Genomic DNA, 21,737 nt, shown 5'->3' on the forward strand with positions numbered 1-21,737 from the left:
TTGATTACGCCTCCTTTAACTGCTTTTTGTTGCCTGCACAGAACACGAACGCCACGATGCAGAGCGCCAGGCCGATCAGGCTGACCATCATGTGGGGCACGATCATGGCGATGCCGCCCACAAACATCAGGGCGCGGGGTATAAGACTCATCTCCCGCTTCATAAATCCGGCGATGGCAAGACCGATAAAGTACACGCCAATCGCGCTGGTGATCACGCCCAGAACAATGTCCATCAGGGAACCGCTGAGCATCAGGGCGTCATTGTAGGCAAAGGTAAAGGGCACTACAAAGGCCGGGATTGCGATCATCACCGACAGGCCGCCGGTTTTGAGCCAGTTGGATTCCGCGATGCCAGAGCTTAGGAACACCGCGGCGCACACAGGCGGCGTGATGGCCCCGAAGTTGGCAAAGTAGAATACGAACAGATGGGCGACCAGCGGATCCAGTCCCAGGGAAATCAGGGCCGGAGCCAGGATTGCCGCCGCCAGGACGTAGGCCGCCGTGGGCGGAAGGCCCATTCCCAGGATAAAGCACACCACCATGGAGAGCAGCAGGCAGAGGAACAGGTAATTGCCGCCCAGGCTCATGATCAGGCTGGAAAGCTTGACGCCGAAGCCGGTCTGGGAGATCAGGGCGATGGAAATCTGCGCGCCCGCCAGCAGTCCCGCCATGCCGAGGATGCTCTCCGCGCCGGATTTCGCCACCTTCATGCACAGCCCGCCGGCCTGCTTTGCCGTCTGGGCGGGGTTCTTTGTGGCCATTGCGAAACTGAACACGGTCACGATCACGGACACCACCGTGGCGTAGAACGCGGCCTTGGTAACGGTGTAACCCACGGCCAGGAACGCGATGAACACGGCCAGCGGGACGAAAATAATGGCAAACTCGATTACGCGGATCTTCTCTTTGCAGCCCTCGCCGAAGATCTTAAGCCGCTTGGAGAGGTAGTGCAGGGCCACGAACGCGCCCATGTAGTACAGCAGGGCCGGAACGATGGCCGCCTTGGCGATGGTCAGGTAGGAAAGTCCGATCAGCTGGGCCATGATAAAGGCGCCGGCTCCCATGATCGGGGGCATGATCTGGCCGCCGGTGGAACCCACGGCCGAGATGGCGGCGGACCACTCCTTGCTGTAACCCGCGTCCTTCATCATGGGGATGGTGAAGGTGCCGGTGGCCACCACGTTGGCCATGGCGCTTCCGGAAACCATTCCGAACAGACCGCTGGCGATCAGGGCCACCTTGCCGGGCCCGCCCACCGCTTTGCCCGTCATCTTCTGGGCCAGGCGGATAAAGGTCTGGGAACCTCCGGTCACCGACAGGATCGCCCCGAAAATGCCGAACATGGCCAGCATTCCGGCGGAGAGTCCCACCATCTGACCCCAGATTCCGTTGGTGGTGTGGTACAGGTTCTGGAAAATCTGGTTAAAGCTAAAGTTCTTGTGAGCCCACAGGCCCGGGAAAATCTGGCCGAAGGCTGCGTAGAACAGGAAAAATGCCGCCATAATGGGGAAGGTCAGGCCCACGGCCCTGCGGCTTCCCTCCAGAATCAGAATCGTCAGCAGCACGGCGCAGATCTTGTCAAAGCTGTTGATCCACTGGCTGGGATCCCAAAGGATTTTCTCGTAAATCAAAATCATGTAGCCGGTACACACCATACAGATCATGGACAGCACCACGTCGTACCACGGCACTGTGTCCGTCTTTTTCTTCTTGTTCGCCGGCATGAGCAGAAACAGCATGGTCAGCACAAAGAACAGATGCACGCTTCTCTGCACAATATCCGGAAATACGCCGAAGCCGGCGGTGTAAAGCTGGAACAGCACGAGCATAACGGACAGGGCCGTCACCACATGCCGCCAAAAGCCGGTAAGTTTTCTCATTGTTTACCCTCCTATTGTATTACAGCCCAACCGGAATCCGTTGGGCCGTAATGTGATTGATCGCTCTGTTTTACTGAACCGCTACATATTCCGGCGGAATCAGCTCTTCCGGAACTTCGATGCCCTGCTCCACGAAATACTGAACCGTGCCTGCGTGCAGCGGAACGGTGGAGGCCAGGGTCATGGCCACATAGTCGTTCTCAGCGCCGGAAGGATACGCCGCCTGCCAGATGGATTTTCCATCGTCGAACATGGCTTTCACAATATTGTAACCATCCTGCTGGGACAGCTTGGTGGTGGTCTGCGCGCCCTGGGGCGTGCCCACGGTGTTGACGTCCTGATCGATTCCGTCGTAGGTGCCCGCGGGAATGGTAACCTTGATTAAGAAGGGATACGCCTCGATGATCTTGGCGATCTCCTCGTCGCTTAAGTTGATCACGTTCACCGGAACGCTGGCGTTCAGCTGCATCACGTAGCTGTCAACCACCGGGCCCAGCTTGATGGTTCCCACGATCTCACGGTTGGAGTAAGCGTCCGCGGCGTCGGCCTGGCTGGCTACAAAATAGTCGGGGTTCACGTCGAACAGGCCCAGAATCTTGTGGCAAAGGTCCTCAGCGGAGGTTCCTGTGCCGCCGGGGTTAAATCTCTGGCCATCCAGTCCCTTTAAGTCCGTGATGCCGGAATCCTTGGTGGTGCAGAACATTTCCGCGGTTACCTCGTAGTAGAACAGCATTCTCAGATCCTTGAAGGGCTGGCCCTCAAAGGTTCCGGTTCCGTTGTAGTTCTCATAGTCGGTGGAGGACACGGAGTTGCCCACATCCGCCTCGCCGTTGCGCACGCTCTTGGTGATGGCTACCGCGCCCTGGGACTCGGAAGTGGTGATCTTATACTGTGGGAAAACGGTGGATACAGCCTGTCCCACGGACACCCAGTACGGATACAGCGCGGAACTTGCGGGCGGTGCTGCAAAGGTCCAGAACACATCCTTTGCCTCTGTTTTTGCTTCTGCCTTTGTCTCGGCGCTCCCTCCCTGGGCCGCCGCCTGAGTGGTTGCTCCGCTGTCAGAGCCGCCGGAACCTCCACAACCTGCCAAAGTGCCTGCAGCCAAAGCTGCGCTTAAGGCTAACGCTAACATTTTTTTCATTTTCTGACTCCTCTCTTCATCTACTTCATTTTATATTGCCGGAATAATATTGACCGCTCTCGGGAGAACGATGATATGCTCCGGTTTTTCTCTCTCACAGACCAGGTCCACCGCTTCCTGAAGGGACGGCACTCCGTCCAGCATCATATTCTGCAGATCCGACCGGTCCACCTGATCGCTGACGATCAGAACCTTTCCCTTCAACATGGCCCTGGCGTACATAAACGCCTTGTTATTTCCCACGTTAAAGCCCTCTTCCCGGAAACGCTCGATCACTTCCCCGGGTTCCTTGGCCTCCTCCAGCCAGGTGCGGAACAGCCCCTCGCCGATGCCCTCGTCCGCCTTGGCGCAGAGAATGAAGGTGCAGCCCTCTTTTTTGGCGAATACTTCGCCCACGGAAAGGGCCTTCTGGGCCTGGTACAAATCCTTGTCCCGGGGCGCCCCGCCGGGGCTTACGATCACCACCTCGGCCAGGCTGTCCATTTTCACGGTATTGGCCTTGCGGCAAATCTCCACTCCGGCCTGGTGGGCCTGCTCCAGATCACCCGCCACACAGGCGATGTTCTGTTTGTGGGTGTCCTGCACCAGATTGGCGATAAAGCGGACTTTGGTCATTTTGGCTGCCTCCAGCGCCGCCTGGTGGAAGAGATTCTCCTCGAAATATCCCATGGCCGGGTCAAAGGGGCGGATGGGCAGGGAATGGTGGATGTGAAGCGTCTCGATCCCCGCAACTCCCGGCACAATGCTCTTTCTGCCGCCGCTGAACCCCGCGGTGGCGTGGGGATTTATAAGCCCCGTGGTGATGATAAAGCTGGACTCCGCCACCTCCCGGTCGATCCAGACCGGCATGCCGGACTGGGTGGTTCCAATGTTCACGTGGTCGCCGTCCCGGCAGTCGTGGTTGCGGACCCGAATCCGTTTGCGGTACTTCTCTCCCAGTATCTTGTCCAGCTCCTCCGTGGTGGAAGCTCTGTGGCTTCCCGTGGCGATCACAAAACAAATCTGCTCGTCCGCCACGCCAGCGGCTTCAAGGCGTTTCATCAGCGCGTCCACCAGCTGGGCGTTGGGTCCGGGGCGGGTGTGGTCGTTTACGATAATGGCCACCTTGTCCTGCTTCGACACCATCTCTTCCAGCCTGGGCGTGCCGATCGGGTGATCCAGAGCTTCCTCAACCAGCTCCTCCACCGGAGTTTCCACCGGCTCGCAGGCCGGGTCGATCACCTGGACGGATACTCCGTCCGGAATCTGCGCCTCCTGCCATCCGTCCCCGTAGGGAACTCGTATTGTCGTCATTTTCTCCCTCCTTCAGACTACCGGCAGCCCGCTGCGCCCGGACAGGGACAGTATCGCTGCCACAATTTCCTCCGCCTGCGCTCCGCAGGTCTCCCGGACCAGGGCCGTCACCTTGCTGCGGACCTGCTCCTCGCTCAGCGGATTGTACACGCTGCCGGAAGCGTCCTCTACCTCCTGCTCCATCACACGGCCGTCCTTGCAGGTGGCAATGACCCGGCAGCCCCAGTGGTCGGGGTATTTTTCCGTAAACCGGCCGTCCGTCACCACCGTCACTTTGCGAAGCAGCTCCTGAATCTCGGGCCGGAGGATATATTCCTCCTTGAAATGTTCCAGAGTCACCTCCCCGTACAGCAGCGCCGCGGCCACGGTAAAGGGGGTGGAAAACTTGGCGTCCACCGGCTTTTTCGGATTCCGGCTTCCATCGCTCATGCCGCACTGCTTGTTGCCCACCAGGTAGGTTCGCACCTCAATGGACTCCACATCCTCCGCCCGCAGCCCCTGCCTGCGCAGGCTCAGCGTGCCGTCGATGGTGCAGTGGGTACTTCTGCAGCAGGGGTAAGGCTTGTTGTCCATCTCCATGATGTACCACTTCTCTCCCAGACCATTGGCCACCATCTCCGGCTTCGGCTCATTGGTCATGTTGTTAAACAGCCCGCCGTCCTCAGCCGTCAGAATGAACTCCGGCCCGGTCATCCCGGCCTTTGCCAGGAGCGCGGCTTCGCAACCGCTTGCCGCCGCCCTGGCCGGGTGAAGCACCTTGTTGGTGGCTCCGTCCGCCAGGAACGCCCAGGTCCCGAAGGACTGGGTTCCCGCCAGGCCCAGGGCGCTGACAGTCTGATCCTCGTCAAGGCCCAGGAGCTTGGCGCAGGCCGCCGCCGCTCCGAAGGTTCCGGCCGTGGATGTCACATGCCATCCCAGATTCCGGTGGGCTGAGACCCCCAGGGCCATTCCGATCCGGGCCATGGTCTCGTAGCCGCAGATCACGGCCAGCAGGAACTCGTCCCCGGTTTTTCCCAGGTACTCCGCCATGCTCCAGGCCGCAGGCACCACCACGGTGCCAATGTGGGTCTTGGAATCCGTGTGCACGTCGTCCAGCTCCAGGGTGTGGCCCATCATGGCGTTCATGAAAATCGCGGTGAGTAACGGCACCCGCTTCCCGGTTCCCCAGATATGGGCGCTCCCTTTATTGCCGCATATCTCCAGATAATCGCGCAGCACATTTTGGATCTGCGGGTTTTCCTTTGCGCCGATGGCTACTCCAACGGAGTCCAAAATGCACAAGTTCGCAGTTTTTTTGACAATTTTATGTATGTTTTTCAATTCTAAATTAGTCAAAAAATGTGCTAAATCCCTTAATTCCAATTTATTTCCTCCGAAATTGTCAAATTTCCGTAAAATCAAGCTTGTTTATTGGTTGTTTTTATTATATAATTGTTTTTAGTTATAAGCAAATACTAAAAAAGTATCGGCACAACAGGAAAAACCTATGGATTTTTACAGCTTCTTCTCAATACTTTGGTTATATTTTGAGTAACTTTATAAAAATGCTTTATTTATATGGGGGGATTTTTGTGACAAGTAAAGAACTGCTTTATGTAAAGACAATCGCCGAGATCGGAAACATGTCCAAGGCGGCTAAGAAACTGTTTATCGCCCAGCCCTCGCTGAGCCAGTCGCTCCAGCGGCTGGAGGACTCTCTGGGAGCTCCGCTGTTCAACCGGACGCCGGGCGGGCTGACGCTGACCTATATCGGAGAAAAGTATTACCAGGCCGCCAACCAGATTCTGAAGATTTACGGAGACCTGGAGGTGGCAGTCAGCGACCTGAACAATCTGAAAACCGGCCGGATTCATCTGGGTATCACGCCGCACCTGAGTTCCATTGTGCTGCCCAAGGTGCTGCCCAAATTCAAGGACCAGTGTCCGGCCATCGAAATCTTTATCACGGAGGCCAACTCCACCATCCTGGAGGAGAAGCTGGTCAGCGGAGACTTGGACTTCGCCGTCATCCACGTGTCCCCGGTCTGCCATAAGCCCATGTTCAAATACAATTCCCTGCGCCGGGATCCTTTTATCGTGGTGGCTTCGGAGGACAGCCATTTAAACCAGCTGGCCGTTTCGGACCCGGATTACCCGTTTCCGCTGCTGGATCTCTCCTATATAAAGGAGGAACCTCTGCTTCTGCTCCAAAAACAGCAGCGCATCCGCCAGGTATCCGAGGGAATTCTGCGAAACGCCGGGCTGAACCAGTTCAATCTGGCCCTGACCCTGGGCAACTACCGCACCGCACAGCTCCTCGCCACCGAGGGCTACGGCGTCACCCTGGTGCCCACCTCCTACTCCGTGGCCGTGTCCTACGACAAAAAGCCCGCCTTCTTCTCCATCCATGATCAGTATGATCCGTATTGGAATATGTGTATCACCACGATGCCGGAGGCTTATCTGTCGAAGGCGGATCTGCGGTTTATTGAGACGCTTAAGAGTACGCTGAGCAATGATGTGGGGAACAAAAAAACCGCTGAGAATTGATTCTCACGGTTCTTTTGTCTATTATAGGATCTATATGGGCTGAGCCGTCACATATCTTCTGCCAGCAGATATGGGCTAAGCTTTTCAATCAGCTCAAACACTTTTGTTCCGGGTGCGGATTGCGACGGTGGCTTACCTGCGTTTTCCGCATCCAACCGCTTCGCGTTGTGAATCGCAAATCCAATATAGGGACAAAGAATCGTATACATATCCTCGCGATTCTTTCTATAGCATCCGGCATCGATACGCTCCAGACACTCCGACAGTTTCGGCCAATATGCATTCCGATGCAGGTCCGAGTGCATATATCCGAAATGCAGCAAAAACCATAATTCGATGCATTGGTTGGACCAGATTGCATGATATTCCGTCTCCTCCGTGGAAATTTCCTTACAGAGAACCGCAGTCTTATCAATATGCCGGGCAGGAAAATCGTCGGTATCATATACAACCCATACGTGCTTATAAACATATGGGCTCATCCGTTTTCTTTGGCGTGCTCGTTCCAGAAGACTCAGTGTGTTATCGCCTTCCCCAAAAATATCTAGCTGAACTTTACCGCGATATCTGCGATTGACCGTGTCTCTAACTGCGCCAAAATATGCCGGTTCCGTATTCGTCCCTTCTGTCACAATCAGATGGTATTCCGGCTGGATCTTTCTGGGCTTGTCTCTTCTGGTTCTCATCCACTCTTTATTCATATCGCTCTTTTTAAGAGGCTTTAAGCTCACTTCCAATCGCCTCCATTCAGCATATTCTGGAGGTAGGGATCTGCGCCATATCTTCCTTCCAGATACTGTTTATCATAGGCGGCCGTATAATTCACCCGCTCGTTATCCTCGCGCCTGATCTCATAGAGCGAATAAAGCTCGCTGCCGTGTTCCTGGTTTTCCGCGGCAAACCATATTTCATCCCGGCGAAAGACCGTGTTTTTCATCGTACTCATATCATGGGACGTAAACAGCAACTGTGCTCCCTTCATATTAATCCCAGGATTCTTGAATAGTGAAATGACATAGCGCAAAAGCTTCGGATGTAATTTCGCGTCCAATTCATCGATGATGACCAATCGCCCTTCATACATTGCCAGCAAAATTACCGGCAAGGCGGCGATCAATTTCTTCGTTCCATCCGATTCATAATGAAAGGGCAGCTCATATCCTTTTCCATGTATCGTCCGTTTTAGATAAAGCTGCTTTTCCTCGGAGTCCAGGCGGTAATCATCGATATCAATTCCCATATCATTCAAAAAGCACAGAATTTTTTCTTTAAACGCCTCTTTTTCTGAAAGCATGATCTGAAATTCCGCCATTGGGTTTGCGTAACTGCGGATCATGCAGGACTCGAACCATTCCTGTACTTCGGAAATAACCGGCAGATTATAGTTGATTGCCAAAAAGGAAAGATATGGCATTTTCGCATTCACATCTGTATTTATGTTACTTTTGCTGATGCTTGGGCCGAGAACGATCTCCTCCCCTTCCCGCTCAAAAATACGAGCCGGTTTCTTTCCTCCGATTTTTTTCCTGTACAGTGATTCGGCCACGATCTCCTCTCTCAGAATTGCCAAATAGTAGCGGAACTCATTTTGCGCTGTGCGAAAATATATCTGAAACTCGGACGGTTCCTTAACCGAGTCTTCGTTGAATAAAAACGGAACACAAGCGACCCGTTCCTGCAAAATCACATTCAAACGATTCTTTTCCAGATCGTGAATAGGTTTTACGACTGTAGAGATCAAGCAGGACAACGCCTGTAACAGATTCGTCTTGCCGCCGCCGTTTGGACCGTAAATGACGCCTACCGGCAATAGATCGCCGCATTTTTCCATTCGGATCAGCGTATCGGCAAACTCCGGCAAGGTGGCTGCCTGAAAGTCAAATACCGTTTCATCTCTGTATGATTTGAAATTTTTAAAGGAAAACTGACACAACATTTCGATAACCTCCCTTCTGGCTTTTATTATAGCATGATTCTGTGTGCATTTCAAATTTTATATTCATTTTCGAAAAATATTTTTCTGAAAACTAATATAAAAATCATTTTCTTTAGTTTTATATAAGGCTTCTGATTTTATTAAACGAAAAAAGGCCCCGGATCTCTCCGAAACCTAAAAGATTGTGAGCAGGACGATAAGCCGGGTTATGTCGTTGAATGGCCATCTATCTAGGACTGCCGTCACCGGCAGCCTCCAGCAACCTACCCGGAAGCTGACGGGCCGCCATATGCTTCCTGTTCGGTCTTGCTTCGAGTGGGGTTTACATGTGCCCCGCCTGTTACCAGGCGGGCGGTAGTCTCTTACACTGCCCTTCCACCCTTACCGTCCGCGGACAGGCCGCGGGCGGCGGTACATTTCTGTTGCACTGTCCCTGGAGTCGCCTCCGCCAGACGTTATCTGGCACCCTGCCCTGTGAAGCCCGGACTTTCCTCTCCTGCAGCCTTTCGGTATTGCAGCAGCGGCCATTTGTCCTACTCACAACTGTTTTAGTTTAGCACAGCGGGCGGGATTTGTCCAGTCAAAACAAGCGGGCTGAAATTTACCGATTAAACATTTTCCATCCAATATAAACACAATCCTTACTTGTATGGCATTTCGCCGTAACACACAAGCTCGCCAAACAAGTCAGTGTGCGCACAGCATCAGACGTCCTCTCCTCCCTCCGCCAGCCTCAACCCCGCATACCGGCTGTAAGCCTCCCGTTTCGCGGAGCTGTACCCCCAGGAATCCCGAAACTCCCCTTCCCAGGCCCAACGTTTCCCCATCAGCACGTCCACCGCATAGCAGACCGCCCCGCGCACCTTGTACGGCTCAAATTCCGCCTCGGATATGATCCCCTGTTCCAGGTCCCGGATCAGCCTGATCAGACAGTCCGGGACACTTCGCTCCATGCCGAAAAAAGTCAGCTCAAAAGAGGGCGTCCCTCCCATCATGCCACCTCCTGCCGTTATTTTTCAACCGGTTCCGGTCCAATCTTCCGGTCCGCCCTCCACCGTCGCAGCTTCTCGTTGAGCTTTCCGTAAATCCGTTCCTTGAACCATGGCTCCGTGGAGGCTTTCACCGCCTCCTCCAGGTCGAACCAGGCCACGCCGCTGTTCTCATCCGCTTTCATGGACAGCGCGTCCCCCTCCCGGGCCTCCAGCAGGTAGGTCAGGTTCAGGTGCAGGTGGGACGGCACGTATTTCCCGCGTTTTTCATGTCCGTCCACGGTGAGAATTTCCAGGGAAAATATCTCCTCCGAAAGGGGCCTCACATGGATAACGCCGCTCTCCTCCCCCACCTCCCGCAGGGCCACGGCCAGCAAGTCCCGCTCCCCGTCCGCATGTCCGCCCAGCCAGGACCAGGAATGGTAAATGTTGTGGTAGGCCATCAATACCTTGTCCCGGGCCTCATTCACCACCCAGGCCGAAGCCGTCATGTGGGCCGTCAGGTTTTCCCTGGAATACACGTCCTCCGCCCCTGAGAGCAGCCTTAACAGCACCTCCCGGTCCCGCTCCTCCTGTTCGTTAAAGGGCTTATATTCCCTGATCTTCTGAATCATCTCATCCGCCATGGCTGCGCTTCCTCTCCGCCCCGGACCGCGTCCGAAGCTCTCGTTTCTCTTCCGTTCCAATTATTGTAACACGCCCCAAATGCCCCGTCAACGCAGACCGCTCCAAGCCTTAGCAAACGTTAGCAAACTCCGGCGCCCCCGCGCAGCTACCAAAAAGGGGCTAAAAAGGGCCGGGCATTTCACAGCCGCCCGGCCCTCTTTCCATTTATTTAAATCCAATCAGCCATTTACACGGCCCCAGACCCACTTTTAAGGATTCGACCCCTATGTTTAAGCCTCAACCTCGCCGGAAGCGATCCGTTTGGTCAGCCACTCCTTGCCCTCCACCATACGTGCGATCATCATGGAAGCGATGGCGTCGCCGCTGGCGTTTAAGCAGGTTGCAGCCGGGTCAAACAGGAAGCCCAGGGTAGCGATTAACGGAAATGCTTCCGCTGGGAAGCCGAACAGGCTGACGATCAACATCTCGCCCACCAGGCCGCCGCCCGGAGCGCCGGACAGCACGAATGCGCTGAGGATCGCCACCACAATAGCCATGGCGTAGGTGCCAACGCCCGTAAAGGGCTGGCCGAACACGCCGAACAGGAACGCGATTTTCACAATCGAGGACAGCACGGAACCGTCCATATGCATGGTTGCGCCCATGGGAAGCACGATGTTGCTGATGTCCTCGGGAACACCCATTTTTTTACAGGCCTCCATATTCACCGGGATGGTCGCAACGGAACTCTGTGTGGCAAACGCCGTGATGGCGGGGCTGAAAATGTTCTTCAGCATGCGCTTCACACCCACGGTTCCGCCTGCAAAGTAGGCGTAAGCCGGGAAGGCCACCGCCACGTAAACCAGGCACATGGGGTAATACACCAGCATGGAACGGCCGTAGTCGCCGATCAGCTCGGGTCCGAACTCGCCCACCAGGTTGGCAAAATACGCGCCCAGTCCGATGGGAGCCAGCTTCATGATCAGGCCGACGATCTTGAAAATGATGTCGTTTAAGTTGTTGAGCAGCTTACCCACCGGGCTCTCCTCGCCGCCGCAGGCGCTGACGCAGATGCCGGAAATGATCGCGAACACGATGATCGGCAGCATGTTGCTGCGGCTCATCAGGCCGGAAAAATCGTTTACGGTCAGGGAGTTTACGATCATATCCCCAACGCTGGCCGCCTCCGCCATCTCAGCGTTTGCGAACTGGATGGAGGTGTTGGCCGCCGGAGGCCAGATGTTGACCACGGTCAGCACCAACGCGGCTGCAAACAGGCCGGTTACGATAAAGGTCAGCACCAGGTTGCCCAGAATCTTGCCCAGGCGTTTCATGTTGACCATGTTTCCAACCGCCGTGGTGATGGACACAAATACCATTGGCACCACAATGGTAAACATCAGGTTCAGGAAAATATCGCCCAGCGGCTTTAATACGGTGGCCTTTTCTCCCAGGGTAACGCCCAAAAGCGCGCCCACTACAATGCCGATTACCAGAATAATCGGAAACCGGTAGCTCTTCCAAATACTTTTCTTATCCATATTCGTCCCTCCATATGTATGTTTTCCTCTGTAATTTACGCCTGCGAGCGCCCCGCGGGCCACGCGATTCCCATTTCCCGCAGCCGTGGGGGCCGCACAGTTCCCCTTGCCGTAAATTTACAGTGTCTCAACCGCTTCCTTCAGCTGTTTCATCGCCTGTTCCAGCACGCTTCTGGGGCAGGCCGCATTGAGCCGCATGTATCCGGACAGGCTGCGCCCGAAGGTATAACCCTCGTTCAATCCTAGGCCGGCTTTCTCAATCATAAAGCTTCTCAGCTGCTCGTTGTCCATACCCAGCTCACGGCAGTCCAGCCACACCAGATAGGTGGCGTCCGGAACGCTGGGTTTGATTTTGGGAATGTACTTGTCACAGTATTCCTTGATGTAATCGAAGTTCCCGGAGATGTACTCCAGAAGCTGCTCCAGCCATTCCTCGCCCTCGTTGTAGGCCGCCTCCATTGCCACGGAGCTGAAGGCGTTGTTGCGGTGAATATCCATATTCATCCAGAACCGGTCGAATTTCTTCTTCATGTCCAGGTTCGGGAAAATGGTGGTGGACGCCTGCAGTCCCGCCAGGTTGAAGGTCTTGGTGGCCGACACGCAGGAGATCACCTTGCCCGCGATCTCCGGGGAAAGGGTGGCGGTGGGGATGTGCTTCTTGCCGTGGAAGATCAGGTCGGAATGGATCTCATCGGACACCAGCAGCACGTCGTTGGCAATACAGATATCCGCCATACGCTGCAGCTCCTCGCGGCTCCAGACAATGCCCAGCGGGTTGTGGGGGCTGCACAGCAGGAAGATTTTCACTTCCTTGGCCTTTTTCTCAAAGTCCTCGAAATCGATGTGCCACGTTCCGTTCTCCTCCACCAGCTTGTTCTCCACGACCTCCCGCTCCCAGGCCTCGGTCACATCGTAGAACTCGGAGTAAACGGGCGTCTGAATCATCACCTTGTCGCCGGTGTGGGAAAAGATTTTCACCAGCACGGACAGGGCGGGCACCACGCCCAGGCTCCAGCTCATCAGAGAGGTGTCCACATCCCAGTTGTTGCGTCGTTTCTCCCACCCCTTTACAGCCTCAAAATAGCTGGCCGGTCTGGAAGTGTAGCCCCAGATCCCTTCCTCCGCCTTCTTTACGCAGGCATCGATAATGGGCTGGGCCGTCTTAAAGTCCATATCCGCCACCCAAAGCGGGATCACCTTGTCGGTGCCGAACTTCATCACCCGCTCGTCATACTTGGAGGCGCGGTTTCCGCTCCGGTCAATCACCTGATCAAAATCATATTTCATTTCTCATCCATCCTTTCCGCAGCCATTTTCGGCTGCCCGGTGTTTTATTCCTTATGCCATAATATATAGCAATTATCGTGCCAAATGCAAAAGCAAGGTGAAATAAATTAAAAACCACGATTTTGTGTACTTTTTCCAGTACATGAGACGGGGAATAATGTCTGGTAGTTTCAATTTAATTGGTTTAATTGGTTCGTTTTTTATTTTAATTGGTTATTATAATTTTAATTGGTCAATTATTTCAAAAAGAGAGAGCCAGGCGTCCCAGCCGCCCGGCCCTCTATCCCGCCCGCACTGCCAGCGGGTCCATTTTTTATGCCTCCGCCTCACCGGAGGCGATGCGTTTTGCCAGCCAGTCCCGGCCCTCCACCATGCGCGTAATCATCATGGAAGCGATGGTGTCGCCGCTGGAGTTCAGGCAGGTCGCCGCCGGGTCAAACAGAAATCCCAGGGTCGCGATCAGCGGAAATGCCTCCGCCGGGAAGCCGAACAGGCTGACGATCAGCATCTCGCCCACCAGCCCTCCTCCCGGCGCTCCGGAGAGCACAAACGCGCTCAGGATCGCAACCACCACGGACATGGCGTAGGTTCCCACTCCGGTGAACGGCTGCCCGAAGATACCGAACAAAAATGAAATCTTGATGATGGAGGAGAGCACGGAGCCGTCCATGTGCATGGTCGCGCCCATGGGTAATACGATATTGCTGATATCCTCCGGAACTCCGATCTTCCGGCAGGCCTCCATGTTGGCCGGAATCGCCGCCACGGAGCTCTGGGTGGCAAAGGCCGTGAGCGCCGGACTCAGGATGTGCTTCAGCATGCGCTTCACAGCCGTCATTCCACCTGCAAAGTACGTGTAAGCCGGAAATGCGATGACCACGTACACCAGGCACATGGGGTAATAGATCACCATGGCCCGGCCGTAATCCCCGATCAGCTCCGGCCCGAACTCGCCCACCAGATTTGCAAAGTATGCGCCCAGCCCGATAGGAGCCAGCTTCATGATCACATCCACCATTTTAAAGATGATGTCATTTAAATTGTTTAACAGACGGCCCGCCGGGCTTTCCTCGCCGCCGCAGGCGCTGACGCATACGCCGGAGAGGATGGCGAACACGATGATCGGAAGCATATTATTGCGGCTCATCAGCCCCGAGAAATCATTTACCGTCAGGGAATTTACCAGCAAATCGCCCACGCTGGCCGCCTCCTGCATCTCTGCGTTTGCCAGCTGGATGGTGGTGTTGGCCGCGGGAGGCCAGATATTGACCACCACCAGAACCAGCGCGGCCGCAAACATTCCGGTGATGATAAAGGTGACCACCAGATTGCCCAGAATCTTCCCCAGACGCTTCATATTCACCATGTTGCCCACCGCCGTGGTGATGGACACATACACCATGGGCACCACGATGGTAAACATCAGGTTCAGGAAAATATCGCCCAGCGGTTTCAGCACCGTGGCCTTCTCCCCCAGCGTCACGCCCAGCAGAGCGCCCACAATGATTCCCATCACCAGAATGATCGGAAAACGATAACTCTTCCAAATACGCTTCTTATCCATATTTTTCCCTCCAATTCTTTTTCGTTCTCAATACGGCCCCGAAATGCCGGAGTAATCCCAGCCTCCAGGCTGATCCGTTATCTGGTTAAAGCTGCGCTTCGCCCCCTTCCGTTCCGTCCCGGCGCCTTAAAATCGGCGCCTGATCTGATCGCTCCTTCTACCTTTATATAGAGCAACTTATGTGCCAAAACAAAAGGAGATTCTGAATTTTCTTCAGAACCTCCCGTTTTGCGTACCATTTCTGCTCAATTTTCTCGTTCCCGGCCAAAGCCAGGGCTATAATTGGTTGTTAACACTGCGCTAAATCCCCTGGAAAAATTGGTCTATCTGGTTATTTGCCGCTTTTTCCACAACTCCATGCCCGCCGGGGTGACCCGGCTGCCGCCTCTGCCGCGGCCGATCTTGGCCAGGCCTTCCCGCTCCATCTCCTCCAGCAGGCCGCGCACCTCCTTCTGGGATAACGGAAACACCGCCTCTCTGGCTGCCGCCAGAATGGACTCCCGGCCGATCAGCCTGCCCTCCCGGGCCGCTCTGCAAAGCTGTTCCAGCACAAACCAGAATTCCATGCTACGCTCCTTCTGTCCTTCCTGGCTACAGGCTTCGGGCTCCTCCCTCCAGGCGGCGTTGCGACCCGATTTCTGGCGGGCGGCTCCGTGCCAGTCCGGCCCTGTCATTTCCCGTCCCCTGAGAAAGGTGGGCGGAAGGTCCTCGGGCCTTATCACTTCCTGGCCCGTATAGCTGAAATATTCCGCCACATTGTGCAGCTCCCGGATATTGCCGGGCCAGCTGTATCCGGCCAAAATCTGCTTTACCTGGGGCGAAAGGCTGAATTTTCTCTGAGTCTCCCCGGCAAACCGCTCCAGCAGCAGAAAAATATCGTTTCCACGCTCCCTGAGCGGAGGAATCAGGGCGGGCAGCGTGTTGATCCGGTAATACAGGTCCCGCCGGAAGCTGCCCTCCTCCACCTTTTTCTCCAGGGATTCGTTGGTGGCGGCGATGATGCGCACATCCACGTGGATGATCTGATTTCCGCCCACCCGCATGATCTCCCGCTCCTGGAGAACCCGCAGCAGCTTGATCTGCATGGCCTGGCTCATGCCCTCCACCTCGTCCAGAAACAGGGTTCCGGTGTGGGCGAACTCGAACAGTCCCGGCCTCCCGCCCTTTTTCGCCCCCGTAAACGCTCCCTCCTCGTAGCCGAACAGCTCGCTCTCCAGCAGGTTCTCCGGCATGGCCGCCACATTGATGGCCACAAAGGGGCCGTCGCTGCGCTTGGAGGCGCTGTGCACCGCGTGGGCGAACAGCTCCTTTCCGGTTCCGGTCTCTCCGATCAGAAGCACCGGGGATTCCGTGAGAGCCATACGCTTTAAAATCTCCTTGGTGCGGCAGATTCCCGCGGACTGGCCCACGATGTCGTCGAAGGTGTATTTCGCCCGGTGCCCCTTGTGAAACAGCTGGCTGCGCAGCTCATTCTGCCGTTTCTCCACGTCGTTGAAGCGCTGCAGCGTGGCAAAGGCCCCGATGCACTCGCTCTGGCGCATCACCGGAATCACCGTCAGGTTTACGTTGGTCCCGCCCACATTGATCACCTGGGCCTGCTGGACGGTTCTGGTCTCCAGACATTTCCGGAATGGGATATAGGGAAATACCTCCTCCCCGCGCCGCCCCGCAATCAGGTTCGGGCTCACTCTGGTGATCTCCCGCGCCTTCTCATTGCAGGCGAAAATCTCCCCCTTTTCATTGATGCCGATCAGCCCCTCGTCCAGAATCTCCATTAGAATGTCGAAACGGCTCTCCACGCGGGTGGACCGCTCCAGCATGTGGCCGAAGCTGTAATCGTTGGTGGCCATGGACAGGAAATAAGCCTGAAACTCCCTGGTCTCCAAAAGCTCCTCAAAACCCAGGCGCAGCGCGATCTCGATCATCATGCCCGAGGTGCAGGACCGGTGGGGAAGCTTGATCACCTGCCGGATCCCCTTGGGCACGTACCGCTCCTCGTCCGGCGTCACCGCCAGGTCCACATTTTCCGCAAGCTCCGCCCCCGGATAATAGGCGATCAGCTCCAAATGATTGACGCCCAGGTGCTCCAGCTGGGTGATACCCTCCCGTGCCATTTTCAGGGTCATGTTCACGAACAGGGCCCTGGTGCCCTTGGGAATCTCCCGCAGCTTCTGGATGGTGGACCAGCGGTAGGAAACCTCGATTCCCATGACCTGGCAGTCCGCGGGAATGTGCTGCTGCATCTCCTCCGTGGTGTCAAAGGCGTCCGTGGACACCACAAACAGGTCCGCCTGCTCCAGATGCCCCATGGCGGAACCGTCCCGCACGCTGTACATGCGGACCGACACATATTTCCCAAACAGCGCCTGAATCTCATCCGCGTAAAAGCTGCCCGCCCTGGGGTCCAGCGCCACCACGGAAATCGTCTTTTTCATATCCTATACTCCTCTCAGGTATTCCCCGCAGGCCGCCCCGGTAACGCGCCGCATTCGCAAACCGCCCACACAGCAGGCCCGCAGCCCAGCCCATCCGCTCACGCGCCCTCTCCGCATCTAAAAAATGCGGATCCCCCGCGCAGTCCGCCGTGACTGCAACAGGGCATCCGCCCGGCGGGCTATACGTTCAGACAGCTGCCGCCGATAAACTCCCGCAGGATCGAGTTCTTCGGTATATCCTCGCTGCTCACGCCCAGGAAATAATCCAGGAACTTGAGCAGGCGCTTTGCCTCCAGGTATTCGTCGCAGTCCTTGGGGATGCCGAAAAGCAATGGCTCCGCGTACTGCTTCAAAATGGCCAGCTCATAGATCAGGGCCGAGTTGAACATGGCGTCCGCCTCCTCCTGGAAGGGGAAAATGTTCTCCTCCTCCCCCTTGCGCACCGAAGGCCACATGCGGATCGTCTCCCTCGCAGGGTTGCCCCTGGTCCTGGCGTCCCGGACCATGCGGCGCAGAAGCCGCCCGTCCGTGGTGGGAATCCGGTTGTGCTCGTCGATATTTAACTGAGTCAGCGCGCTGATGTAAATCTTGAACTTGCTCTCCTTGGGCAGGGCGTGGGACATCTTCTCATTGAGGCAGTGGATGCCCTCGATCACCAGAATGTCCGTGGGCCCCAGGCGCATGAAATCGCCCTTGTACTCCCGCACGCCCTTCTTGAAATTGTAATAGGGCAGCTCCACCTGCTCCCCTGCCAGAAGCTTCAGCATATCCCCGTTAAACTGCTCCAGATCCAGACATTCCAGGGCCTCGTAATTGTAATTGCCCTGTTCGTCCCTGGGGCTGTTCACCCGGTCCACAAAGTAATTGTCCACGGAAATGGGATGGGGCTTTAAGCCGATGGCCTCCAGCTGAACGCTGAGGCGGTGGGCAAAGGTGGTCTTGCCCGAGGAGGAGGGGCCTGCAATCATCACGAATTTGACATTTCCCCGCTCCGCGATCTTTGCCGCGATATCCGCCAGCCGCTTCTCCTGCAGCGCCTCCTGCACCAGAATTAACCGCTGCATCTGCCCCGAGGCGATGCGGTCGTTGAGCGCGCCCACATTTTCCAGGTCCATGCGCTTTCCCCAAAGGGAGGATTCCGTCAGGGTAGCGAAAAGCTTCTCCTGAGGCTCAAAGGCAGGAAGCTTTTTGGGGTCCGACATCTGGGGCATCATCAGCACAAAGCCGTAGTGGTAGGGAATCAGGTCAAAATACCGGATATACCCCGTATTCTGTACCATATACCCGTAATAGTAGTCCTCAAAGCCGCCGATGCTGTAGATATTCACCCGGGAAACCCGCCGGTAGTTAAACAGCCTGGCCTTGTCGTACATGCCGTGGCGGTGAAACAGCTCCACCGCGTCGTCCGTGTGAACGCTGCGCTTCATGATGGGGATCGCTTCCTCCACATACTCCTGCATCTTCGCCTTCACCTGATTTAACAGCTCAGGCGTCAGCTCAAAATCCCCGGAGGGCTCCACGAAAAATCCCTTGCCGATGGAAAAGTCCACGGACACCTTGCGCACCCGCTCTGCGCCCACCACGTCGTAAAACGCCTTCAACATGAGCAGCGAAGCGCTGCGCTGGTACGCGCTCATACCCGGCTTATCCCTGGCGGTGATGAAGGTCAGGTTACAGTCCCGCACGTGCTTGTGCAGCTCCTGCAGCTTGCCGTTCACCCGCACCAGCAAAATATCGTTCTCATAAAAGTGCTGGTACTCCCCGGCCACCTCCAGCCAGGTCGTTCCCTCCGGATACTCCCGCACTTCATTTCCGATTCTTACCTGCGCCATATCCATCTCCTCCAATCCAATGGACGCCTCCGTCCGCTACAGCACCACCGCCGGCCACTCCGGCAGCGCCTTCACCAGTTCCAGGTCCCGGCCGAACTGCTCCTCCAGGAATCCTGCCATATAGTCGATAAAAATATGCTCCAAGCCGTAATGGCCCGCGTCGATCACCGCCATGTTCCGGGCCACGGAGTCGATGCCCTGATGATGGCTGATATCCCCGGTCACCAGCACCTGCGCCCCTCCGGCGATGGCCCGCTCGATCTCGCTTCCGCCCGCTCCCGGGCAGATGGCGGCCCTGTGAACAGGATCTGGCACCCGGTTCTGTCCGTAGACCACCACAAAGGGCAGCCCGAAGGCCTCCTTCACCCGGCGGGCCAGCTGCTCCAGCTCCATAGGCTGCTTCAGGCTGCCGATCTTGCCGATGCCGTAGGGTTTCTCTCCCATCTCCCCCATAAGCTCTAAGGGCTCGCAGTCCCGCAGGCCCAGACGCGCCGCCGCCAGATCGGCCATACAGCCGGGCGCGGAGTCAAAATTGGTGTGCATGGCAAAATAGGAGATATCCGCCTGGATCAGCCGCAGGATGCGCCGGGTGATAAAATTCTGGTCATTGACCTGCTTCACCGCCTTAAAGATCAGCGGGTGGTGGGTCAACAGCATGTCGGCCTTCAATGCCACGGCCCGCTCCACCACCGTGTCCGTGGCGTCCAGTGCTATATATATGCGTTTTACCTCTTTGTCATGACGGCCAGCCAGAAGCCCCGGATTGTCCCAATCGCAGGCGCATGTCTCCGGCGCCAGCTCCCTCAGCCGCTCAATAATCTCACTGCATCTCATTCTGTGCCTCCTTGATCCACTGCAATTCCTCCGCCAGAAGGCGGCGCGCCGTCTCCTGTCCCCCGGTGGCCGGTCCCCCCGCCGCGTTTAAACGGTCGAGAATCCCCTCCACCCGCTTTTTTTCGCTCTGCAAATATTCCTTTAACACCGGGTTTTTATCCCGGATCAGGCAGGCCCCGTAACGGTACAGCGCCTCGCTGCCGTACTCCATGGATCCGCGGCCCACTTCCATAACGGTATAATATTTCCCCTCATCCTTTACCATGTTCTCCCCCAGGATGCAAAACCCCTCCTGAGACAAAAAATGCCGGACCTTCTGCAGCTCCGACTGAGGGGAGAGAATCAGGCGTCTGAGACTGTCCCACATATGGCGTCCCTCGTCCAGGATGCGGATCATCAGCTCGCCGCCCATTCCGGCGATCACCACCGTGTCCGCCTCCCCCGGCGAAAGCGCTTTAAGCCCGTCCGAGAGCCTGGTTTCAATCCGCTCCCGGCATCCGGGGGACAGCCTGTCCACATGGGCCCTGGCCCGCTCCAGAGGACCGGGGCGCACGTCCATGGCCAGCGCCCGGTCCGCGATCCCGGTCTGCACCAGGTAGATGGGGATGTAACCGTGGTCCGTGCCCACGTCCGCCACCCGGCTTCCCGGCTCCACCAGAGCGGCCACCGCAGCCAGGCGCGCGGATAATTTCACTGTCTTTTCCGTCGTATCATTGGTTTTTCTATTCATCCAGATAATCCTTTAACTTTTTACTTCTGCTGGGGTGGCGCAGCTTGCGCAGCGCCTTGGCCTCGATCTGCCGGATCCGCTCCCGGGTGACGTTAAACTCCCGTCCCACCTCCTCCAGGGTCCGCGGACGGCCGTCGTCCAGGCCGAACCGCAGGCGCAGCACCTTCTGCTCCCGTTCGGTCAGGGTGGTCAAAACCTCCATCAGCTGCTCGTGCAGCAGCGTGTAGGTGGCCGCGTCCTGGGGTACGGTGACGTTGTCGTCCTGAATAAAATCCCCCAGATGGCTGTCCTCCTCCTCGCCGATGGGCGTTTCCAGGGAAACCGGCTCCTGGGACATCTTGAGAATCTCGGAAACCCGCTCCACGGTCATATCCGCCCGGGCCGCGATCTCCTCGGTAGTGGGCTCTCTCCCCAGCTCCTGAAGCAGCTGGCGGGAGGTACGCACCAGGCGGTTGATATTCTCCACCATGTGCACCGGTATGCGGATGGTCCTGGCCTGGTCCGCGATGGAGCGGGTGATGGCCTGCCGGATCCACCAGGTGGCGTAGGTGCTGAATTTATAGCCCTTGCGGTAGTCGAACTTCTCCACCGCCTTGATTAATCCCAGGTTTCCCTCCTGGATCAGGTCCAGAAACTGCATGCCTCTGCCCACATAACGCTTGGCGATGCTCACCACCAGGCGCAGGTTCGACTCCGCCAGGCGTTTGGCCGCCTCCCGGTCGCCTTCCTCCATCTGTCTGGCCAGCCGTATCTCCGCCTCCATGTCCAACAGCGGAATCTTGCCGATCTCCTTTAAATACATGCGGACCGGATCCTGCAGGCTTATGCCCTCTGGCACCGAGAAGTCGATGTGCTCCACATCGATCTCCTCTTCCTCCTCCAGCTCTTCCTCCAGGAAAAGGTCCGGATCCAGATCGTCCTTTCCGTCCACCCGGAGCACGTCCACACTGTTCTGATCCAGAAATTCAAATATCCGGTCAAGCTGGTCCGCGTCCGGAGGCGGCGTGCCTAAAAAGTCCATGATTTCCTGGTACTCCAGCACATTTTTCTTTTTCTTTGCCTCCGCCAGCAACCCTGCCAGCTTTTCCTCGAGTCCAACGGTCTTTTCGTCCATAACGGTCCACCCCTCTTTGCCA

The 21,737-nt window shown here is 56.4% G+C and carries 17 protein-coding genes and 1 other RNA gene; 1 reads left to right on the forward strand and 17 read right to left on the reverse strand.

Annotated features, from left to right (window positions below; translation table 11 throughout):
• Positions 1–4 precede the first annotated feature (4 nt).
• The 4 genes from ACK2JC_RS01575 to ACK2JC_RS01590 form a co-directional block, all read right to left on the reverse strand.
• On the reverse strand, positions 5–1,882 hold the full coding sequence (locus tag ACK2JC_RS01575) for a TRAP transporter permease (RefSeq protein WP_368271093.1): 1,878 nt from the start codon (positions 1,880–1,882) through the stop codon (positions 5–7).
• A gap of 70 nt (positions 1,883–1,952) precedes the next feature.
• Positions 1,953–3,026: a TAXI family TRAP transporter solute-binding subunit gene (locus tag ACK2JC_RS01580; protein WP_024734329.1), complete on the reverse strand. Its 1,074-nt coding sequence runs from the start codon at positions 3,024–3,026 to the stop codon at positions 1,953–1,955.
• Between the two features lie 30 nt (positions 3,027–3,056).
• Positions 3,057–4,319 (reverse strand): nickel-dependent lactate racemase, encoded by a 1,263-nt coding sequence (larA, locus tag ACK2JC_RS01585; protein ID WP_320938190.1) that lies wholly within the window; start codon positions 4,317–4,319, stop codon positions 3,057–3,059.
• 12 nt (positions 4,320–4,331) lie between these two features.
• Positions 4,332–5,720 carry an MmgE/PrpD family protein gene (locus tag ACK2JC_RS01590; protein ID WP_320938191.1) on the reverse strand — a complete coding sequence of 463 codons (1,389 nt, stop codon included), beginning with the start codon at positions 5,718–5,720 and terminating at the stop codon, positions 4,332–4,334.
• Positions 5,721–5,890: 170 nt separating this feature from the next.
• Here ACK2JC_RS01590 and ACK2JC_RS01595 point away from each other — a divergent pair, with 170 nt between their 5' ends.
• Positions 5,891–6,847 carry a LysR family transcriptional regulator gene (locus ACK2JC_RS01595; RefSeq protein ID WP_092360628.1) on the forward strand — a complete coding sequence of 319 codons (957 nt, stop codon included), beginning with the start codon at positions 5,891–5,893 and terminating at the stop codon, positions 6,845–6,847.
• A 47-nt stretch (positions 6,848–6,894) separates the two neighbouring features.
• Here ACK2JC_RS01595 and ACK2JC_RS01600 read toward each other — a convergent pair whose 3' ends face one another.
• The 13 genes from ACK2JC_RS01600 to rpoD all read right to left on the reverse strand — a co-directional run bounded on the left by ACK2JC_RS01600 (position 6,895) and on the right by rpoD (position 21,715).
• Positions 6,895–7,578: an RloB family protein gene (locus tag ACK2JC_RS01600; protein WP_320938221.1), complete on the reverse strand. Its 684-nt coding sequence runs from the start codon at positions 7,576–7,578 to the stop codon at positions 6,895–6,897.
• A complete protein-coding gene (locus ACK2JC_RS01605) occupies positions 7,575–8,783 on the reverse strand; it encodes an AAA family ATPase (protein ID WP_276854847.1) in 1,209 nt (402 codons plus the stop codon). Before ACK2JC_RS01605 ends, ACK2JC_RS01600 begins: the two co-directional genes overlap by 4 nt.
• 181 nt (positions 8,784–8,964) lie before the next feature.
• Positions 8,965–9,323: RNase P RNA component class A (gene rnpB / locus ACK2JC_RS01610), an RNA gene on the reverse strand.
• Positions 9,324–9,487: 164 nt separating this feature from the next.
• Complete coding sequence (locus ACK2JC_RS01615) at positions 9,488–9,778, reverse strand: hypothetical protein (RefSeq protein WP_320938192.1); 291 nt, start codon at positions 9,776–9,778, stop codon at positions 9,488–9,490.
• A gap of 14 nt (positions 9,779–9,792) precedes the next feature.
• Positions 9,793–10,398, reverse strand: a complete 606-nt coding sequence (locus ACK2JC_RS01620) for an NUDIX hydrolase (protein WP_368271094.1) — start codon at positions 10,396–10,398, stop codon at positions 9,793–9,795.
• A 270-nt stretch (positions 10,399–10,668) separates the two neighbouring features.
• Complete coding sequence (locus ACK2JC_RS01625) at positions 10,669–11,919, reverse strand: dicarboxylate/amino acid:cation symporter (RefSeq protein WP_092360297.1); 1,251 nt, start codon at positions 11,917–11,919, stop codon at positions 10,669–10,671.
• Positions 11,920–12,036: 117 nt separating this feature from the next.
• Positions 12,037–13,206 (reverse strand): PatB family C-S lyase, encoded by a 1,170-nt coding sequence (locus ACK2JC_RS01630; RefSeq protein ID WP_320938194.1) that lies wholly within the window; start codon positions 13,204–13,206, stop codon positions 12,037–12,039.
• 313 nt (positions 13,207–13,519) lie between these two features.
• Complete coding sequence (locus tag ACK2JC_RS01635) at positions 13,520–14,770, reverse strand: dicarboxylate/amino acid:cation symporter (RefSeq protein ID WP_092360295.1); 1,251 nt, start codon at positions 14,768–14,770, stop codon at positions 13,520–13,522.
• Between the two features lie 323 nt (positions 14,771–15,093).
• Positions 15,094–17,205, reverse strand: a complete 2,112-nt coding sequence (locus ACK2JC_RS01640; protein WP_227169329.1) for a sigma-54 interaction domain-containing protein — start codon at positions 17,203–17,205, stop codon at positions 15,094–15,096.
• Positions 17,206–17,384: 179 nt separating this feature from the next.
• Complete coding sequence (locus ACK2JC_RS01645) at positions 17,385–19,037, reverse strand: nucleoside kinase (RefSeq protein ID WP_320938195.1); 1,653 nt, start codon at positions 19,035–19,037, stop codon at positions 17,385–17,387.
• 36 nt (positions 19,038–19,073) lie between these two features.
• Entirely contained in the window at positions 19,074–19,871 is a 798-nt protein-coding gene (locus tag ACK2JC_RS01650) for a Nif3-like dinuclear metal center hexameric protein (RefSeq protein WP_092360293.1), read from the reverse strand.
• Positions 19,858–20,601 (reverse strand): tRNA (adenine(22)-N(1))-methyltransferase, encoded by a 744-nt coding sequence (locus ACK2JC_RS01655; RefSeq protein WP_227169328.1) that lies wholly within the window; start codon positions 20,599–20,601, stop codon positions 19,858–19,860. The genes ACK2JC_RS01650 and ACK2JC_RS01655 overlap by 14 nt, the downstream gene beginning before the upstream one ends.
• Entirely contained in the window at positions 20,594–21,715 is a 1,122-nt protein-coding gene (gene rpoD, locus ACK2JC_RS01660; RefSeq protein WP_320938196.1) for an RNA polymerase sigma factor RpoD, read from the reverse strand. The genes ACK2JC_RS01655 and rpoD overlap by 8 nt, the downstream gene beginning before the upstream one ends.
• Positions 21,716–21,737: the final 22 nt, after the last annotated feature.

Origin of the sequence: Enterocloster lavalensis, from assembly GCF_046603895.1 — a bacterium.
In the GTDB taxonomy this organism is placed as follows: Bacteria; Bacillota; Clostridia; order Lachnospirales; family Lachnospiraceae; genus Enterocloster; species Enterocloster lavalensis.

What these genes read in the sequence shown, in the direction of transcription:
- ACK2JC_RS01575 (WP_368271093.1), bottom strand. Translation starts at nt 1,882, where the DNA reads ATGAGAAAACTTACCGGCTTTTGGCGGCATGTGGTGACGGCCCTGTCC.
- ACK2JC_RS01580 (WP_024734329.1), bottom strand. Translation starts at nt 3,026, where the DNA reads ATGAAAAAAATGTTAGCGTTAGCCTTAAGCGCAGCTTTGGCTGCAGGC.
- larA (WP_320938190.1), bottom strand. Translation starts at nt 4,319, where the DNA reads ATGACGACAATACGAGTTCCCTACGGGGACGGATGGCAGGAGGCGCAG.
- ACK2JC_RS01605 (WP_276854847.1), bottom strand. Translation starts at nt 8,783, where the DNA reads ATGTTGTGTCAGTTTTCCTTTAAAAATTTCAAATCATACAGAGATGAA.
- ACK2JC_RS01615 (WP_320938192.1), bottom strand. Translation starts at nt 9,778, where the DNA reads ATGATGGGAGGGACGCCCTCTTTTGAGCTGACTTTTTTCGGCATGGAG.
- ACK2JC_RS01620 (WP_368271094.1), bottom strand. Translation starts at nt 10,398, where the DNA reads ATGGCGGATGAGATGATTCAGAAGATCAGGGAATATAAGCCCTTTAAC.
- ACK2JC_RS01625 (WP_092360297.1), bottom strand. Translation starts at nt 11,919, where the DNA reads ATGGATAAGAAAAGTATTTGGAAGAGCTACCGGTTTCCGATTATTCTG.
- ACK2JC_RS01630 (WP_320938194.1), bottom strand. Translation starts at nt 13,206, where the DNA reads ATGAAATATGATTTTGATCAGGTGATTGACCGGAGCGGAAACCGCGCC.
- ACK2JC_RS01635 (WP_092360295.1), bottom strand. Translation starts at nt 14,770, where the DNA reads ATGGATAAGAAGCGTATTTGGAAGAGTTATCGTTTTCCGATCATTCTG.
- ACK2JC_RS01640 (WP_227169329.1), bottom strand. Translation starts at nt 17,205, where the DNA reads ATGAAAAAGACGATTTCCGTGGTGGCGCTGGACCCCAGGGCGGGCAGC.
- ACK2JC_RS01645 (WP_320938195.1), bottom strand. Translation starts at nt 19,037, where the DNA reads ATGGCGCAGGTAAGAATCGGAAATGAAGTGCGGGAGTATCCGGAGGGA.
- ACK2JC_RS01650 (WP_092360293.1), bottom strand. Translation starts at nt 19,871, where the DNA reads ATGAGATGCAGTGAGATTATTGAGCGGCTGAGGGAGCTGGCGCCGGAG.
- ACK2JC_RS01655 (WP_227169328.1), bottom strand. Translation starts at nt 20,601, where the DNA reads ATGAATAGAAAAACCAATGATACGACGGAAAAGACAGTGAAATTATCC.
- rpoD (WP_320938196.1), bottom strand. Translation starts at nt 21,715, where the DNA reads ATGGACGAAAAGACCGTTGGACTCGAGGAAAAGCTGGCAGGGTTGCTG.